A 16,821-nucleotide genomic window follows, 5' to 3' on the forward strand; every position below is an offset into this window, starting at 1 on the left:
TAACGAAAACCCCCATGCTAGAGTGAGTCTTTATATGATCAAGATAATATTTAGGAGACTAAATATGCCGTACACACCAGAGCACAAAGAACAAACTCGTCAACGCATTTTACAAGCGGCTGCAAAGCTGTTTTGCTCCCATGGTTTTGATCGTGTCACACTCACACAAATCATGAAAAAAGCAAACATGACTCATGGCGCTTTTTATGCTCACTTTTCAGGTAAGAGCAGTTTGTATGAAGCCGCTATGGCTTTTGCTAGCTCTCATGCTTTTTGGGCAAGAGATCATAAAAATACAGAAGAAAAAGAAACCCACTTAAAAGCTTTAGTATCGCGCTATTTAAGTTGGGGCCGGACGGATAAAGAACATCCTTCACCTTTAGAATTTTTAGTAACAGATGCCGCCCATAAAGATGAGAAAGTTCGCCAGGCATATCAGGTTTGTTTTGATAACCTAGTTGAACGACTTGCAGGGATTTTAAAAAAGCAAGGAAGTCAGGAAGCAGAAGAATTGGCTGAAGAAACTGTCGTCTCTCTTGTGGGAACCGTCGCCATTGCACGCTCTTTCACTCAGTCATTGCAAAAAGACTTTTTAAATAGAGCTCAAGCACGAATATTTCATCGCCTTAACAATAGCCTTAAGGTGACAGGTTAATCCGTCTTTTTTGACTAGCGAAAAAGACTATTTGATTGTTTTGTTTATAAATTCCTACCGACTTATTTCACGTGAAACATTTTACAGGCTTTGTGGTTTTTGAAGTGGTTACAGATAATAGGGTCAAGGCTTTTTAATCTTCCTTATACCAATCAATGATGCTCGGTGCTATTTCAGGCCCAGAAACAAAGAAGTGGCCATTAAGAAGTGTCTCGCGTTGATTATAGCGGAAAGGTTTTCCTGTAGGCGTCACTAGCATACCACCAGCTGCTTCTATGATGGCTTGTTGAGCTGCCGTGTCCCATTCACTTGTCGGGCCTCGGCGCAGATGTAAATCCGCAATACCTTCGGCAATACGGCAGCCTTTTATCGAGCTTCCTTTTGGCAGCTCTCTCACTTGCTCGTAAGTTAGTTTTAAGGTTTCTTTCAGGTCTTTCGGTAGAGCTGGGCCATGACTGCGACTGGTCATGGCAATGATTGGTTCTCGAGGCTCACGAACATTAATACTTTCGTATTCGTTTCCTTGCCACTTTATCGCTCCTGTTGGTAAATCTTTCCATGATCGAGTAACACCAAAGTAGCCTTCTGTTGTTGTTGGTAAATACACCATTCCAACAATAGGTTCGCCGTTTTCAACAAGCGCGATGTTGATACTAAACTCGCCGTTTCGCTTAATAAACTCTTTCGTTCCGTCTAGAGGATCAACAACCCACAATATCGACCATTTAGATCGCTCTTCGAAAGTCACCGCGGCACCCGTACTTTCTTCGGATAAAACAGGGATATCAGGTGTGAGTGTTTTCAACCCAGCTAATATGACATTATGGGCAGCTAGGTCAGCCGCTGTCACAGGACTATCATCCGATTTTTGCTCTACACCTAAATCTGCACGTTGATAAATATCCATGATCACATCAGCGGCATCGTGTATTATTTTTTGAAGAGCTTGAAAAATAGGGTGTGAACTAACGTCCTTCATGACAGCCTCTATGACAACAAATACGGTCAACATATTTTATGAGTAAAACAGACTTATGAGTAAAGCAGAAAAGCAGTCTACACCACAAGCTGTTCGTTTAGATAAGTGGCTTTGGGCCGCACGATTTTACAAAACACGCTCTCTTTGCAAGGATGCGATTGATGGAGGCAAGGTGACTTACAACGGCAGCAAAGGTAAAGCAAGTCGCAATGTTGAAGTTGGCGCCTTGATAGGTATTCGAGTAGGCTGGGATGAAAAGGTCGTTGAGATTAAAGCGATCAGTGGACAGCGACGTGGCGCACCTGAAGCACAACTACTTTATGAAGAAACCAAAGAGTCTATTGAGAAGCGAGAACGTCGCGCTTTGGAAAATAAATCTTACGGTGGTCGTATCATGGCAGACCATAAGCCAAACAAAAAAGAACGTCGTGATATCAAGCAGCTCAAGAAAGATATTTTCAGCGACAGAGATTAAGCTCTCTCTTCATTCCCTTGCACGATGTAAAAGACCTCTCAATCGTGCAAAGGGATTATCAATCTAACATCGGCTATACAAACCTTCACGGTTATCAATACAGCCTAACAGTTCAAGCTCCATCAACACCTGCATCATGACTCCAGCATTTAGACTTGTTTGCCGTATGAGCATATCAAAATCCATAGCCTCAGCTTCCTTTTCCAATAGCGCAGCCACAAGCCTTGCTTCATCGGACACCTTATCCGATAAAGGTTTTAAAGAGGGGATAACCAAAGCGGGCGTATGCTCTTTTTTAGTCTCAAGTATTTCGCTAGCTTTGTTACTTTCCCTTCTGCTGGTAGAGGAAGTCACAAGGCGAATAGGGGAGCATTCATCTAAGATATCTTCTACAGAGCGCACTAATGTCGCTCCCTGTCGTAATAATTGATGACAACCTTCTGATTGCGGATCAGACAAACGACCGGGTAAAGCAAACACTTCACGATTTTGCTGTACTGCGTAGCTGGCACTGATCAAGGAACCACTTTTTATTGAAGCTTCCGCAACAAGAACCCCCATGCTCAAACCACTGATAATTCGATTACGAGGCGGAAATAGGTGAGGCCTAGGAGAAGTTGTTAGTGGGTATTCACTTATTATTGCACCGTCTTGTTTTAACACTTGCTCAAAGAGAGGCTGATTACGATTCGGATATCTATGTAACAACCCTGTCCCTGCAACCACAATAGTAGGTGTTTTTTGACTCTCTACTGCACCTTGGTGAGCCGCAGTATCGATTCCCATAGCGCCTCCACTTACGACGCAAACCCCATAATCGGATAACTTTTTTGCAAACTGGAAAGTCACATCACGACCATAGCGAGTACATTTTCGAGCACCAACAATGCCAATTTTAGGATGTGTTAGAGCCTCTCTATTTCCTTCAAGATAAAAAAATGCAGGAGCAACATTAATCTCTTTTAACTCTTCAGGGTAATCATTGTCTTCTTGCAGAATCAAATGGTGATTCTCTGCCTCGAGCCAAGCGAGCGTATCGTCGCGTTTTTGCTTTTGCTCATTTGAGAGAATTCCACTTGAAAGATAATCCATCGCTTGCCGAGCCGTAATTTCGGGCCACTTTAAAGCCCTTAATAATTCATAAGATAAAACTCTTCCAGATTCTTGATCGTCTTCAAATAACAGTTGAGTCATGAGCTCTTGATCTGAAGAGTGCTTTTGAAGTTGATTCAGGTAAGTATAAAGACGAGATAAACGTGCGGGGCCAATACCTTCTAAGAAGCTGAAGCACAGCCAATCGGTTTTTGTTAAACCCGTTAAACGAGAATTTTCCATAAGACGGCTTCCTTGCGATCCACTAAAATACATAGGCATTCCTTGCCTAAAATAATCTCACTAAGTGCAAATTAACTTTGACTATAACCCCATTCAATCATATTGACCAAAAAACCGCCATGAGAAGACTGATCAATGGAAAGAGTTGCGTTACAATAGCCCCATTAAAAGAGCAGGAGAGATCGTCTTCGCTCACGAACAAAGATATTGTTGGAAAAAGATCATGGCCGTTTTACCCGTACTAGAATACCCAGACAAACGTTTGCGCAAAGTCGCGCAATCCATTACTGAATTTACTGATGAGCTACAAACTCAAATCGATGACATGCTTGATACCATGTATGACGAAAATGGACTCGGTTTGGCTGCAACTCAAGTCGACTACCACTATCGTTTGGTTGTGATGGATTTCTCAGAAGAGCGTAATGAGCCGATTGTCTTCATCAATCCAGAATTTGAAATTCTTGATGAAGCCGCAAATGAATTCCAAGAAGGCTGTTTATCTGTACCTGGTTTTTATGAACATATCTATCGTGCCGCCAAAGTAAAGGTGAAAGCATTGGATCGTCATGGCAAACCATTTGAATTGGAAGTGGATGAACTGATGGCGGTGTGTGTTCAGCATGAAGTCGATCACCTTGATGGAAAACTTATGGTGGATTACTTATCACCTCTGAAGAGAAATCGCATTAAGAGCAAACTTGAAAAAGCTCAAAAGCAGGCTCTTAAAAGTAGAGGCTAAACAGACTTTCACTCCTCTTATCTGTTTTAAAAATCAGGCCTTGGCCTGATTTTTTTATTAAGGAACAATCTATGTCACAAACAAAACTTCGAATTGTTTTTGCTGGAACACCTGAATTCGCAGCAGCAAGCTTACAAGCATTGCTTGATCATCAAGAGGCTAATCACTATGAATTAGTCGGCGTTTATACTCAGCCAGATCGTCCTGCAGGTCGTGGTAAGAAGCTAGTACAAAGCCCTGTAAAACAGTTGGCTGTTGAACACAATATTGAGGTTTTCCAACCTATTAACTTTAAACTGGATGAAGATAAACAAGTTCTAGCAAACCTAAACGCGGACATCATGATCGTAGCAGCTTACGGCATCATTTTACCTAAAGCGGTTTTAGACACACCTAAACTAGGTTGCATCAATGTGCATGCTTCTATCTTGCCTCGTTGGCGTGGAGCGGCTCCTATCCATCGCGCCTTGATCGCAGATGACAAACAAACAGGCATCACCATAATGCAAATGGATGTGGGATTAGACACAGGTGACATGTTACTCAAAGCCTATTGCGACATTCTCCCAACAGACACTTACGCTTCACTTCATGATCGTCTTGCGCCTTTGGGTGGAGAGGCTCTGATTTCCGCCTTAAAAAAGCTCAAAGAGGACGAGCTCGTTCCAGAACAGCAGGATGAAAGCCAAACCTGTTACGCATCGAAGCTAACAAAGCAAGAAGGGGATATTGTTTGGTCTGAGTCTGCTGACTTGATCGAGCGCCAAATTCGCGGTCTATCGCCTTGGCCTTCTGCTTATACAACAAGCAGTGAAGGTGTGATGAAAATACACAGCGCTAAAATGGCAGAAAGTAATAATCAAAATGCTAAAAAACCAGGTGAGATTCTAGAGTCTAATAAACAGGGAATTACGGTTGTAACCGGTAAAGGAAGTTTATTGATTACTGAAATACAGTTTGCAGGCGGGAAGCGAATGAAGGTTCAAGATGCACTAAATGGTAAACATAAATCGGCTTTGGAAATCGGCCAATGCTTAGGCATGAACAAAGGTGAGCAAACATTATAATGAAAGCATCTGATACAACATCAATTCAGCACAGCGCTCGACAAGTTGCCATAGAGATCATTGCTAATATTCTTCTTCAGCAAGGTTCTTTAAGTACGCAACTCGCTCGCCATCAAACTAGCGTGGCGAGTGAACATATCCCTTTATTGAAAGAACTCTGTTTTGGTGTTTGTCGTCAGTACCCAAAGCTGAACAGCATTGCATTAAGTTTGCTTTCACATCCTTTTGAAGAAAAGGATACAGATTTATACGCGACCTTTCTTTTGGGCCTATACCAACTTAGCTATATGAATACTCCTGATCACGCAGCAGTGAATGAATCAGTAGAAGCTTGTCGGATACTTAAGAAAGACTGGGCGACAAAACTAATGAATGCTGTTTTACGTCGTTACCAAAGGGAAGGGGATGAAATAACAGCAAACTTGGAATCTATGCCATCTGTTGAATATAACCATCCAAAATGGTTAGTAAAACGTTTTAATAAGCATTGGCCAGACTATCTTGAGCAAATAATAGAAGCGAGCAATACGCATCCACCTATGTGTATTCGAGTAAATGAAAGTTCAGTTTCACGTGAAACATACCAAGCACAGTTACTAGAGTTAGGCATAAAATCAGATACAGGCCTCTTTTCTCCATCTGCTTTGTACCTAAGAAAGGCAGTGAAAGTGACTGAGCTACCAAACTTTGAAGAAGGTTTCTCTAGCGTACAAGATGAAGCGGCTCAACTATCTGCACATATTCTTTCTCCTACATCTGGAGAAAAAGTGCTTGATGCTTGTGCGGCACCTGGAGGAAAAACAGGGCACCTTTTAGAAAAAGCAACGGGCATTGAATTAACCGCTGTTGAACTAGAGCCTTGGCGAATGGAGAAAATAGAATCCAACCTTGAGCGTTTGGGCTATTCTGCTCATTTGATTTGTGCAGACGCTGGCGATCTAGATGCTTGGTGGGACGGAGAACAATTCGACAAAATTCTATTGGATGTTCCTTGTTCTGCTACAGGGGTGATTCGTAGAAATCCAGATATTAAAATTAATCGCAAGCCTGCAGACATCACTGAACTTGTTGAAATACAAAAAGAGATAGTAAGCCAAGTCTGGAAAACACTTAAACCAAATGGTTTTATGCTTTATGCAACTTGTTCACTGATGCCAGAAGAAAATGAACAGCAAGTACATCAGTTTCTGGAAGAACATCACGATGCTAAAGAGGTTTCGCTCAAGACGCTTAATCTAGGTTTTGAATTAGAGTGGGGGGTTCCTGTTAGTCACGGTCGCCAACTATTCCCAAGTCTAGAAGGCCATGATGGTTTCTATTATTGCTTACTGCAAAAAATAGATAAGTAAGACCTCTCGGTAGGTACAGACAAATCATTGATAAATCGTTTCTTTTAAAACATAACCCGGCTAACTGTTTCACATGGAACACAGTTGGCCGGGTATTTTTTATCTGCTTATAACAGCTAAAAAAGCTTCAAGCCAAACACTTTCCATACCGACCAAAAACGCTTAACAAGAATAAATGTTAAGAATCGAAGGCCATAGAGAATAAGCCAAAATAATTACGAGTATTTTCCAAGATCAAGTTAAATATTTCTGCTTAAGTGGTTAAACTTAACCTACCTTAATGAAAAGCCTTGTGGTGTGATTCCATTGATCGCAAGAGCCTAGATAAACAACAAACTAGAACACCAAACGCAGAGTCTCAAAACACATCCGGCTCTAAGGCAGAATATGAAAATCATTATTATAGGCGCGGGGCAGGTTGGTGCCACGCTTGCAGAAAACCTAGCAAGTGAAGATAACGACATTACAGTTGTTGATAAAGATTTAGATCGCCTTAGAGAGCTACAAGACAGGCTAGACATTCAAACAGTACAAGGCAATGGATCACACCCAGACGTGCTTGATCAAGCTGGTTGTAATGATGCCGACATGCTCATTGCCGTTAGTAACCAAGATGAAACCAATATGGTGGCATGTCAGGTAGCTCACACTCTATTTAAAACACCAACAAAGATTGGCCGTATCCGCTCCAGCGCTTATTCAAAATACCCTGAGTTATTCTGCGACCAAGCAATGCCAATGGATGTTCGTATCAGTCCAGAAAAAGAAGTAACCAAACATTTAAGCAGATTGATTCGTTACCCTGGCGCATTGCAAGTAATGGAGTTTGCAGAGGGTAAAGTTCAGCTCGTGGTTGTAAAAGCAGAAAAAGGCGGTCCTCTGATTGACCAGCAAATCAGCTTTTTAAAAGAGCACATGCCATCGATTCAAACACGAATCGCCGCAATCTATCGAGACGGAAAATCTATTTCTCCTGACGGCAATACCTACATTCGCGCAAATGATGAGGTTTTCTTTCTTACGGCTCAGCGCGATGTTCTTGATGTTATGAGTGAATTACGTCCGCTTGATATTCCTTATCGTCGAATCATTATCGCAGGCGGTGGTAACATCGGTGAGCGTTTAGCTCAGAGCCTAGAAAAAGAATATCGCGTTAAGATCATTGAACGAGATGCCGAGCGTTGTCGCTATCTATCAGAAACATTAGACAACACAATCGTGCTGAATGGAGACGCTTCTAAGCAAGAACTGTTGCTTGAGGAGAACATTGAATCAACAGATGTGTTCTGTGCTCTAACCAACAACGACGAAGCCAATATCATGTCTTCCATGTTAGCAAAAGTACTCGGTGTTCGTACTGTTATGACCATTATCAACAATCCGGCGTACGTGGATATTGTTCAAGAAGGCATGATAGATATCGCTATTTCACCTCAGCAAACGACGATCAGCTCTCTTTTAAGTTACATTCGCCGTGGTGACGTTGTGAACGTTCACTCTATGCGCAAAGGTGCTGCGGAAGCATTAGAGGCCGTTGCTCATGGAGACTATCGTTCTTCTAAAGTAGTAGGGCGAAGCATCGCGAATCTTAACCTTCCTGAAGGTGCAACCATTGGTGCTATCGTTCGTGAAGACGACCTTATTATTGCCACCAGCGAATTGGTTATTCAAGCAGAAGATCACGTTATTCTTTTCGTCACCAATAAAAAGCAAATCCCTGCTGTGGAACAACTTTTCCAAGTAGGGTTAACTTTCTTTTAAGTGATATTTAAGTACATTCTTTTTCTGTCGGAAGAAGAGTAGGAAGCCAAAGTTTGTTGGAATTTTAACAGACGCCTAATCAGTCAATGTTATTAGGCTCTAGGAAACAAGTATGCATTTTAGTGTCATCACCCGTGTCATTGGTTTATTGGTTATGGTTTTCAGTATTTCGCTGATTCCTCCCATTATTGTTTCTCTGATTTATAACGACGGCGTGCTAGATGCTTTTTTGTATGCACTGGCAGTCAACTTATTAGGTGGTTTTTTACTTTGGTTCCCTGTTCGAAAGGCGAGGGGGAATTAAAGATTCGAGATGGTTTTTTGGTCACTGTTCTTTTCTGGACAGTACTTGGCCTTTTCGGCTCAGTGCCGTTTTTCCTCTCTGAAAACCCAGACCTTTCTTTTACTGACTCCTTGTTTGAATCCATGTCTGGCTTCACAACAACGGGGGCGACCATTTTGACAGGGATCGATGACTTACCGAAATCTATCCTGTTTTATCGCCAGTGGATTACTTGGTTAGGCGGTATGGGTATCATCGTTCTGGCCGTGGCTATCATGCCAATGTTAGGCATCGGTGGTATGCAGCTTTACCGAGCAGAAACACCTGGCCCAGTAAAAGACACTAAGCTCACGCCACGTATTGCCGAAACCGCAAAAGCCCTTTGGTACATTTACGCAACTCTCACTAGTGTGTGTGCTTTAGGTTATTGGATTGCTGGAATGAGCTTGTTTGATGCTATTTGCCACAGTTTTTCAACGGTGGCAATTGGTGGTTTCTCCACCCACGATGCCAGTATCGGTTACTTCGACAGCGTCGCTATTGAGCTTATTTGTACTTTCTTCATGATTGTTTCCGCGTTTAATTTCGCACTGCATTTCTTCGCTTGGAGACATAAGAGCGTTTGGCATTATTTCAAAGACCCTGAAGCACGATTCTTCTTATTCCTTCTATCAAGCACAGTCTTGCTGTCTACTTTAGTATTGGCAATGACAGCCACTTTTGATTGGGGAACCTCTTTACGCTATGCGGTATTTGAAAGTGTTTCCATTGCAACAACCTCTGGATTCAGCACATCCGACTTCTCAAGCTGGCCACACTTTTTACCTTTCTTATTAATCGTTACCTCCTTTGTTGGCGGTTGTGCCAGCTCAACTGGTGGCGGTATGAAGGTTATTCGTATTCTGTTGATTCTTAAACAGGGCATGCGTGAAATTCAACGATTGATCCACCCTAACGCAGTCATTCCAGTTAAGGTTGGAGGTAAGGCCATTCAAGAACGAGTCGTTTCTGCTGTATGGGGCTTTTTCTCTGCTTACTTGCTGGTCTATATCATTTTGATGATAGGCTTGATGGCAACAGGATTAGACCAAGTAACAGCTTGGTCAGCGGTGGCAGCCACGCTAAATAACCTTGGCCCTGGTTTGGGGGACGTTGCGGCAAGTTTTGAAAGCATTGGCGACCCTGCAAAGTGGATGTTGTGTTTCTCTATGCTGTTAGGTCGTCTAGAAGTATTCACTTTGTTGGTATTATTTACCCCAATGTTTTGGCAAAAGTAAACACAACAAAGATAGTCTCTAAGGAGTGAAAGAGAGCACATGACGCCAGCAATAAACCAACTGAAGAAGCAAAAAGTACCATTCAGTATTCATGAATATGAGCACGATGCTAACTGCTCAAATTTTGGAGAAGAGGCCGCTCAGAAACTTGGCCTTGATCCGGCGTCTGTGTTTAAAACCTTATTAGTTACTGACGACAAACAATTCTTTGTCGCCATTGTTCCCGTTACAGGCACCTTGAATTTGAAACGCGCCGCTAGTGCCTTCAAGGTAAAAAAGTTACGTATGGCCGATGTGAAAGAAGCAGAACGTTTAACGGGGTATTTGGTTGGTGGAATCAGTCCAATAGGACAAAAGAAAAGCCTTATTACTTGCATAGACCAAAGTGCGCAAAACATTTCAACAATCTATGTGAGTGGAGGACAACGAGGATTGGATATAGGCTTGTCACCTCAAGATCTCAGTAAAACTTGCCGTAATGCAATATTCGCTGACATTGGCCAAGCTTAATCTCTCAACAAGCTACTCTCTATTTCATTCATATTTATAGCAAGGCAATTTCTCATGGCACATACTAAGCCCATTATTCTGCTAGACCGAGATGGTGTGATTAACCAAGATTCAGATCAATATGTAAAATCCGTTGAAGAATGGCTACCTATTCCTGGGAGTATTAAATCCATCGCGGCGTTATCAAAAGCTGGCTTTCAAATCTTTGTTGTCACAAATCAGTCAGGTATCGCTCGTGGTTATTATGACGAAGCAACACTTCAAGCCATGCACGATAAGATGATCAGTTTGGTGGAAAAAGAGGGCGGCAAAATCTCAGGGATAGAATATTGTCCTCATGGCCCAGATGACAATTGTACTTGTCGCAAACCCAAAAGCGGCATGATAGAAGCAATCGAAGCGCAGCTTGGCTTATCTTTTCAAGAGCACCCAGCGATTATGGTTGGAGACTCTCTAAGAGACCTTCAGGCAGGCGAAGCTCGTGGTTGTTCGCCTGTGTTGGTGTTAACCGGAAAAGGCCGTGAAACTCAATATAAGAAAATAGATTTCCCATTCACGGTTTATACAGACTTAGCCGCCTTCAGTATTGCAACCTTGTTTAAGTATACATAATTCAATAGCAACAAAATAAAGTTAGTAAGTACACACTTTCGCTGTGTTTACTTACTAACCAATAACTTACCCAGTACCTTTTACAAATTTATTAATAAAAAAACCTTCCTCACAATGAAAACACATTGCTCATTATTTTGGTTAAAAAGTGATCTTAGTAGTCAAATATCAGAATCAATCATGCTACAATCAAATGATAATCATTGTTAAATGAAAAGTTACCTTTTATGCCAAACTCCACTACATTAACTCGCATTGAAAAAGTGCTCGACTACATTCATGAGCACCTTGATGAACCGATCAATGTCATCAATTTAGCTGAAAAAGCTGCTGGTCTCGTTGGCAGTTTCAGCGAGTTTTTGGAAGTGCAACAGGGCTTACGGTTGCTCAGTATGTTAGAGAGTTGCGTTTGAGTAACGCGGCTGAGCTACTGCTTAATACACAAAGTAAGCATATTGATATTGCGATTCTGTGCGGCTTCGAATCCGAAATTAGCTTCAGCCGAGCATTCAAACAAATGTTCCAATGCTCGCCTCGTGAATATCGCCAACGTGGAAAAAGAGTCGGGCTACGAACACCGCTTAAATACTGCACCCCAAAACGCAGCTGGGTAGCGCCAACGCCTTTCACCCAGATTCGTATTGAAACTCGTCCTGCATTCACACTAATGGGGCACTGTGATTGGATTTTCGGACCTTTTTCAGAGGCCCCAAACTTCATAGAACAAGTGCCAACTGTTTGGAAAGGGTTCGCAGAAAAACATCCTTCTCATATTGACCAACTGATTCAAAGACCAATGGGCGTGATCGATACAAGAGAAAGGGCCGACCGTCCAGATGAGCTTTTATATTGGGCAGGTTATCCAACGGATGAAGCGCTACAAGACAACACGCTTTTCATTCCTGAACAGGAATATGCCGTAATCCCAGTTCATGGTGAAGTTAGTGCTTTAGAATCCGCAGTAGAGTGGTTCTTCTTTCACTGGTTACCAGAATCAAATTACCGCAATGTTCCAGGCTTTGAACTGGAAGTCTATTCACCGAACTACAAACCAGACTGCAAAAACAGTTATATGGAATATTGGCTGCCGATCGAACCTCGTATTGCGTCAAAATCACGTAAGCATTAAGTGACTATGCACCAAAAGGTTAAGTTTTACTCCACACACAGCAATAAAATGACAATCATTCTCACCAATGTTTCTCATTATTGGAGCAAAAATGAAACCTTCTTTACCATTTAGACCGACTTTGTTGGCTGTAGCGATTGCTGCATCTACTTCCTTGGCTTACTCAGAAGAAACAAGTACAGATACTGAAAGCCTTGATACGCTAGATACACTTGAAGTAAAAGGCCAAACGTACCGCAACACAGCCACCAAAACTCAGCTTGATCCAGAAGAAACACCACAAGCGATTTCGATTATTGATAGTGAAGAGCTAAATGAACGTGGAGTAGAAAGCGTAGTTGAAGCTATTCGCTATACACCAGGTGTCAATACAGAACTTCGTGGAGGGGCGATTACCAGACTAGATCTTTTTAATATTCGCGGCTTCGATAATACCTACACTTACTATGATGGCTTACCACTTCTTTCTAATGGCAACAACTTGCAAATACAGGTTGATCCATCAGCCATAAGCCAACTAGAAGTATTTAAAGGGCCTGCTTCTACTCTATACGGTAGCACTCCTCCTGGAGGGGTGGTGAATATGATTAGCAAATCGCCCCAAGAAGAAAGTCAAAATGTGATTGAGCTCGCTACAGGAAGTGATAACAAAAAAGAAGCTTCTTTTGATTCTACAGGTACAATTTCTGACACAGTCAATTACAGAGTGATCGGCTTAATTAAACAAAAAGACGGGCAAGCTGAAACGACTGAGGAGGAGCGTATTATGATTGCCCCTTCCTTGGATATCCAAATTACTGATAACACACTTTTAAACCTTAACTTATATTACCAAAATGACCCAAGTATGGGGACGTATGGTGTTCTACCTGGTATGGGTACAACAGATTATGGTCAATTTAGCTCTGACACTTATTTTGGAGATATTAACTATGACTCTTATGAGCGAGAAGTATTATTTTTTGGCTATAAGCTCGACCATGAAATTAATAATAACTGGAGCTTCTTACAAAACACTCGCTTCTCATTCGCACAGTCAAATCTAGAGTCAATCTATGCATACTCAGTTGTAGGGACAACAGCATATAGGGATGCTTACGCAACGGACGAAGAAGCTTTTGGAATATCAGTAGACAACCAATTATCTACAGTTTTTGATATTGGGGAAACTGAACATAACCTACTGATGGGGATTGACTTCTTCAGCCTAAGATCAAACTTTATTTATGATCAAGCTACAACTATACCCACAATTGACATACTTGACCCAGATTATGACCAAGTAGTCGTTAGTGATTTAGGAATATATCGTGATACAGATGTAGATATTGCTAACAAGCAATTAGGCTTCTACCTGCAGGATCAAGTTCGCCTAGATCAACTAGTCCTACTAGCGGGCCTAAGATATGACCAATACGAAAGTCAACAAACAGGTACTAGTGTTACATATGGAATGTATGAATTAGAACAGGACGCATTAACTGGTCGAGTTGGCGCTTTATACGAACTAGATAACGGCATATCTCCTTATATTAGCTACTCTGAAGGTTTTGAGCCTCAATCGGGCACAGATACTTCTGGAAACGCTTATGTACCTACAACTTCTGCACAGTGGGAAACCGGCATAAAGTATGCGGGCCATAATTTCAGTACGAATTTAGCTATTTATGAAATCACCAAAAAAAATGTACTCACAACTGATCCTGATGATGAGCAAAACAAAATCCAAGTTGGTGAGCTGCGTTCACGAGGTATCGAGCTAGAGATACAGAAGTCATTGTCTGAAGAAATCAGTTTGTCTGCTTCAGCGAATATACAAGATGTAGAAGTAACAAAAGACAATTCTGGTTTAGAAGGAACTACTCCTATTCGAATTCCAGAAAAGCAGTTTAGCGCTTGGCTGTCATATGAACCTAAAGACGGTAGTTTAATAGGTAGTTCATTTGGATTAGGTGTACGTTACATTGGTGAAATGCAAATCGATGCAGCAAACTCAGGAACTCTAGATCCATACAAACTAGTTGATTTATCAATAGGCTATGACTTGGCTCAGCTATCATCCAGCTGGAAAGGAGCAAGTGTTCAATTCTCAATGTCTAATGTCCTAGATGAAACTTATTTCAGCTGCTACACCTCAGGATATTGTTGGGCTGGCGCAGATCGTTCTTTCGAGTTGAAGGGGCGTTATGAGTTCTAAATGGTTAACTTCATAATATGAAAGGACATTTATTAGATGACCTTTTCATCGAGAGTAAAGGCTACATAGCTGCTTTAGAAGGTAAGCGGTTAGAGGAAATCTCAGAGGAAGAAGATTTGTTATTAACATCCTCTTCCGCTGAACTATTCCTAAAGAATTTATCTCTCACACTACAAGAGGCGCATCCGGAAACGGGTGCGCCTTATTGGCGTGTAAGATCTTGGGGATTATCCTGTTGGCAGCCAATCTATTTGGCGCTGATTTGTGTTTATCATTTAAAGAAGACACCAAAAACCCTCGACCAGTTACACCAATATCAACAACACAATTACATCGCAGGATACGCGTTACCAGAAGGTGATTGGTTCCATGCTGAGCATCATGAACTGGTCGCTTATACGGCCAGCAAATTAGCCATTCTTTTTAATGCCTATGAAACAGCACATTTGGCTCTTCATGGAGGCCGGCAAACTCTGTATCGAGCATTATTGGCCGATCAAATTATGGATACCGTAGTACTGGCGGATCCTTCCGCTTCGATAGAGGCCATGCGCCATGAATACGCACTTTGGGCCAAGCATTTAGATTTACCTTTAGCGCCACTAAACAGATTACAGCAAGACGCTGAGAAGGTGAGTTTCATACGACGAACCTGCTGTTTGCATTTTCGCCGTGACGATGGCGAAATTTGTGCTAACTGTCCTCGACAACATAAAAAGTCTCAGGAAACCCTATGTTTGAATTAACCAAGATTTTGATAGAAAGAAACCAAAGACGAATTTTGGACATTCCTCAATTAATGCTTCCCAGCGACAAGGTTACCATCATCCTAGGGCATAATGGCTCAGGCAAAACCACCCTGATGCAATGTTTAGCCCGTCAAATGACAGCCGACAACGGACAGATTCATTTCAACAACCAAGCCTTGACGAATTTTTCACAGAGAACCTTGGCTCAGCAGATTGCTTTTTTACCTCAGCATTTACCCAGCTCGTCCGGCCTCACCGTAGAAGAACTTGTTCAATTAGGACGCTTCCCTTGGCGCGGAACATGGGGAAAACATCAGCAAGAAGATACCGAAATAGTACGCAACGCCATTCAACAAGTGGGTATCGAAAGCTATAGCAAACAATTTATAGAAGACTTATCTGGAGGAGAGCGTCAACGAGCTTGGATTGCTATGTTACTTGCTCAGCAGTCGCCAGTGTTGTTATTAGACGAACCGACTTCCGCATTGGACGTGGCTCATCAATATGAATTAATGAATTTGCTACAAACTCTAAACCGTGAAACAGGCCAAGGGATGATCCTCATTCTTCATGATATCAATCTTGCAGCTCGTTACGCCGATCACATATTAGCCATGAAACAAGGCAAGGTTCTTTTCCAAGGTGCACCAGATGCATTAATGGAAGCCAAACAATTGGAAGCCTTATACGGCGTACCAATGTCTCTCATTCCACACCCTCAACATGACTCTAAGGTGGCCATTGTATGTTAGTACTTACTTCTAAATTACCTCATATAAAGAAAGGGATTATTGCAATTCTATGTTGTGCTAGCAGCGCGTTATACGCTGATATTCGCATTGAAGACAGCCTTGGCGAGAAAGTCTTTTCCGAAGCACCAACACGAGTCGCCAGCTTAAACTGGGAGCTAACAGAAAACGTCATTGAACTGGGTGTTGAGCCTATTGCTGTGGCGGATATGAAAGGCTATGAAGAATGGGTAACACGACCAGCTTTACCAGCTTCCAGCCAAGACATAGGTGATAGAGCAGAGCCTAATTTAGAAAAACTCGCCCAACTCAAGCCAGATGTGATTCTAATCGGTGCGGCATTAGAAGGAATAAAATCAAGACTAGAAAAAATCGCTCCGGTTGTCTTTTTCAATACCTATCAGAAAGACCACAACAATGCAGAAGCCGCCGATCAAGTTTTCCTAACCATCGCCACCTTATTGGATAAACAAGACATTGCCACCGAAAAGCTAGCAAACCGAACAAAAGTACTGAATCAGCTTAAAGCCAAACTGAAAGCAAAATACCCAGAAGGCATGCCAAAAGTCGCCAGTATGCGATTTGCTAACACCACATCTGCTTACGTCTATGGCAAAAACGCCATGCCTGAATACGCACTTAATGCGCTCGGCATCGACAATGCTTTGTCACTTAAAAACACCCAATGGGGCGTGACTCAAAAGAAAATTAAATTCTTACGTTCCGTTGATGACAATGTGTTGCTCTACTTCCAACCTTTCTATGAAGAAGAGAAACTGAATGCGTCCCCATTATGGAAAGCCATGCCATTTGTTCAGCAAGGCAAAGTGGCACCTATCGCCTCCACTTGGACATACGGTGGCGCTATGTCACTACAATACTTAGCCGAAGCTATGACAGACGCACTGCTGTCACTTCCTAATGAACACAACACTGGTAAATAATGAACACC

General features: G+C 42.1%; 16 protein-coding genes and 2 pseudogenes. 16 read left to right on the plus strand and 2 right to left on the minus strand.

The window, feature by feature from the left end; translation table 11 throughout:
- Nucleotides 1–64 precede the first annotated feature (64 nt).
- A complete protein-coding gene (locus AC0L46_RS08185; RefSeq protein ID WP_414681551.1) occupies nucleotides 65–655 on the plus strand; it encodes a TetR/AcrR family transcriptional regulator in 591 nt (196 codons plus the stop codon).
- Nucleotides 656–788: 133 nt separating this feature from the next.
- Here the strand turns inward: AC0L46_RS08185 and cysQ are convergent, their stop codons facing one another.
- A complete protein-coding gene (gene cysQ / locus AC0L46_RS08190) occupies nucleotides 789–1,634 on the minus strand; it encodes a 3'(2'),5'-bisphosphate nucleotidase CysQ (protein WP_473502840.1) in 846 nt (281 codons plus the stop codon).
- A gap of 55 nt (nucleotides 1,635–1,689) precedes the next feature.
- On the opposite strand from cysQ, the gene AC0L46_RS08195 reads away from it, so the two are divergent.
- Nucleotides 1,690–2,109, plus strand: coding sequence for an RNA-binding S4 domain-containing protein (locus AC0L46_RS08195; RefSeq protein WP_414681553.1), 420 nt, complete (start codon nucleotides 1,690–1,692; stop codon nucleotides 2,107–2,109).
- Nucleotides 2,110–2,172: 63 nt separating this feature from the next.
- Here the strand turns inward: AC0L46_RS08195 and dprA are convergent, their stop codons facing one another.
- Complete coding sequence (gene dprA / locus AC0L46_RS08200; RefSeq protein WP_473502842.1) at nucleotides 2,173–3,444, minus strand: DNA-processing protein DprA; 1,272 nt, start codon at nucleotides 3,442–3,444, stop codon at nucleotides 2,173–2,175.
- Nucleotides 3,445–3,667: 223 nt separating this feature from the next.
- Here dprA and def point away from each other — a divergent pair, with 223 nt between their 5' ends.
- From def to AC0L46_RS08270, 14 genes and pseudogenes are all read left to right on the plus strand, one after another.
- Nucleotides 3,668–4,186, plus strand: a complete 519-nt coding sequence (def, locus tag AC0L46_RS08205) for a peptide deformylase (RefSeq protein WP_473502844.1) — start codon at nucleotides 3,668–3,670, stop codon at nucleotides 4,184–4,186.
- A gap of 71 nt (nucleotides 4,187–4,257) precedes the next feature.
- The gene (gene fmt / locus AC0L46_RS08210) at nucleotides 4,258–5,253 is read left to right on the plus strand and encodes a methionyl-tRNA formyltransferase (protein WP_473502846.1); all 996 of its coding nucleotides are present in this window, start codon (nucleotides 4,258–4,260) and stop codon (nucleotides 5,251–5,253) included.
- Nucleotides 5,253–6,602: a 16S rRNA (cytosine(967)-C(5))-methyltransferase RsmB gene (rsmB, locus tag AC0L46_RS08215; RefSeq protein WP_473502848.1), complete on the plus strand. Its 1,350-nt coding sequence runs from the start codon at nucleotides 5,253–5,255 to the stop codon at nucleotides 6,600–6,602. Before fmt ends, rsmB begins: the two co-directional genes overlap by 1 nt.
- A 387-nt stretch (nucleotides 6,603–6,989) precedes the next feature.
- On the plus strand, nucleotides 6,990–8,363 hold the full coding sequence (gene trkA / locus AC0L46_RS08220) for a Trk system potassium transporter TrkA (protein WP_317005584.1): 1,374 nt from the start codon (nucleotides 6,990–6,992) through the stop codon (nucleotides 8,361–8,363).
- A 112-nt stretch (nucleotides 8,364–8,475) separates the two neighbouring features.
- Nucleotides 8,476–9,923 (plus strand): annotated as a pseudogene (locus AC0L46_RS08225) (TrkH family potassium uptake protein).
- 39 nt (nucleotides 9,924–9,962) lie between these two features.
- Nucleotides 9,963–10,433: a Cys-tRNA(Pro) deacylase gene (ybaK, locus tag AC0L46_RS08230; protein ID WP_414681559.1), complete on the plus strand. Its 471-nt coding sequence runs from the start codon at nucleotides 9,963–9,965 to the stop codon at nucleotides 10,431–10,433.
- A 54-nt stretch (nucleotides 10,434–10,487) separates the two neighbouring features.
- Nucleotides 10,488–11,045 (plus strand): D-glycero-beta-D-manno-heptose 1,7-bisphosphate 7-phosphatase, encoded by a 558-nt coding sequence (gene gmhB / locus AC0L46_RS08235; protein WP_473502850.1) that lies wholly within the window; start codon nucleotides 10,488–10,490, stop codon nucleotides 11,043–11,045.
- 227 nt (nucleotides 11,046–11,272) lie between these two features.
- Nucleotides 11,273–11,458: a hypothetical protein gene (locus AC0L46_RS08240; protein ID WP_473502852.1), complete on the plus strand. Its 186-nt coding sequence runs from the start codon at nucleotides 11,273–11,275 to the stop codon at nucleotides 11,456–11,458.
- A pseudogene (locus AC0L46_RS08245) lies at nucleotides 11,437–11,553 on the plus strand (helix-turn-helix transcriptional regulator); the annotation flags it as partial. The gene AC0L46_RS08240 and the pseudogene AC0L46_RS08245, both read left to right, overlap by 22 nt.
- Before the next feature lie 9 nt (nucleotides 11,554–11,562).
- Nucleotides 11,563–12,174: a GyrI-like domain-containing protein gene (locus tag AC0L46_RS08250; RefSeq protein ID WP_473507123.1), complete on the plus strand. Its 612-nt coding sequence runs from the start codon at nucleotides 11,563–11,565 to the stop codon at nucleotides 12,172–12,174.
- A gap of 91 nt (nucleotides 12,175–12,265) precedes the next feature.
- Nucleotides 12,266–14,371 (plus strand): TonB-dependent siderophore receptor, encoded by a 2,106-nt coding sequence (locus tag AC0L46_RS08255; protein ID WP_473502854.1) that lies wholly within the window; start codon nucleotides 12,266–12,268, stop codon nucleotides 14,369–14,371.
- 17 nt (nucleotides 14,372–14,388) lie between these two features.
- Nucleotides 14,389–15,117: a siderophore ferric iron reductase gene (locus tag AC0L46_RS08260; protein WP_473502856.1), complete on the plus strand. Its 729-nt coding sequence runs from the start codon at nucleotides 14,389–14,391 to the stop codon at nucleotides 15,115–15,117.
- Entirely contained in the window at nucleotides 15,105–15,872 is a 768-nt protein-coding gene (locus tag AC0L46_RS08265) for an ABC transporter ATP-binding protein (RefSeq protein WP_473502858.1), read from the plus strand. Before AC0L46_RS08260 ends, AC0L46_RS08265 begins: the two co-directional genes overlap by 13 nt.
- Entirely contained in the window at nucleotides 15,866–16,813 is a 948-nt protein-coding gene (locus tag AC0L46_RS08270) for an iron-siderophore ABC transporter substrate-binding protein (RefSeq protein ID WP_473502860.1), read from the plus strand. Before AC0L46_RS08265 ends, AC0L46_RS08270 begins: the two co-directional genes overlap by 7 nt.
- Nucleotides 16,814–16,821: the final 8 nt, after the last annotated feature.

Source organism: Marinomonas sp. 15G6-16, from assembly GCF_055809555.1.

Bases quoted from the DNA above. Each gene is read 5' to 3' on its own strand.
- def (WP_473502844.1), top strand. From the start codon at position 3,668: ATGGCCGTTTTACCCGTACTAGAATACCCAGACAAACGTTTGCGCAAA.
- AC0L46_RS08255 (WP_473502854.1), top strand. From the start codon at position 12,266: ATGAAACCTTCTTTACCATTTAGACCGACTTTGTTGGCTGTAGCGATT.
- rsmB (WP_473502848.1), top strand. From the start codon at position 5,253: ATGAAAGCATCTGATACAACATCAATTCAGCACAGCGCTCGACAAGTT.
- AC0L46_RS08240 (WP_473502852.1), top strand. From the start codon at position 11,273: ATGCCAAACTCCACTACATTAACTCGCATTGAAAAAGTGCTCGACTAC.
- AC0L46_RS08265 (WP_473502858.1), top strand. From the start codon at position 15,105: ATGTTTGAATTAACCAAGATTTTGATAGAAAGAAACCAAAGACGAATT.
- cysQ (WP_473502840.1), bottom strand. From the start codon at position 1,634: ATGAAGGACGTTAGTTCACACCCTATTTTTCAAGCTCTTCAAAAAATA.
- fmt (WP_473502846.1), top strand. From the start codon at position 4,258: ATGTCACAAACAAAACTTCGAATTGTTTTTGCTGGAACACCTGAATTC.
- dprA (WP_473502842.1), bottom strand. From the start codon at position 3,444: ATGGAAAATTCTCGTTTAACGGGTTTAACAAAAACCGATTGGCTGTGC.
- ybaK (WP_414681559.1), top strand. From the start codon at position 9,963: ATGACGCCAGCAATAAACCAACTGAAGAAGCAAAAAGTACCATTCAGT.
- AC0L46_RS08185 (WP_414681551.1), top strand. From the start codon at position 65: ATGCCGTACACACCAGAGCACAAAGAACAAACTCGTCAACGCATTTTA.
- AC0L46_RS08195 (WP_414681553.1), top strand. From the start codon at position 1,690: ATGAGTAAAGCAGAAAAGCAGTCTACACCACAAGCTGTTCGTTTAGAT.
- AC0L46_RS08260 (WP_473502856.1), top strand. From the start codon at position 14,389: ATGAAAGGACATTTATTAGATGACCTTTTCATCGAGAGTAAAGGCTAC.
- gmhB (WP_473502850.1), top strand. From the start codon at position 10,488: ATGGCACATACTAAGCCCATTATTCTGCTAGACCGAGATGGTGTGATT.
- AC0L46_RS08250 (WP_473507123.1), top strand. From the start codon at position 11,563: ATGTTCCAATGCTCGCCTCGTGAATATCGCCAACGTGGAAAAAGAGTC.
- AC0L46_RS08270 (WP_473502860.1), top strand. From the start codon at position 15,866: ATGTTAGTACTTACTTCTAAATTACCTCATATAAAGAAAGGGATTATT.
- trkA (WP_317005584.1), top strand. From the start codon at position 6,990: ATGAAAATCATTATTATAGGCGCGGGGCAGGTTGGTGCCACGCTTGCA.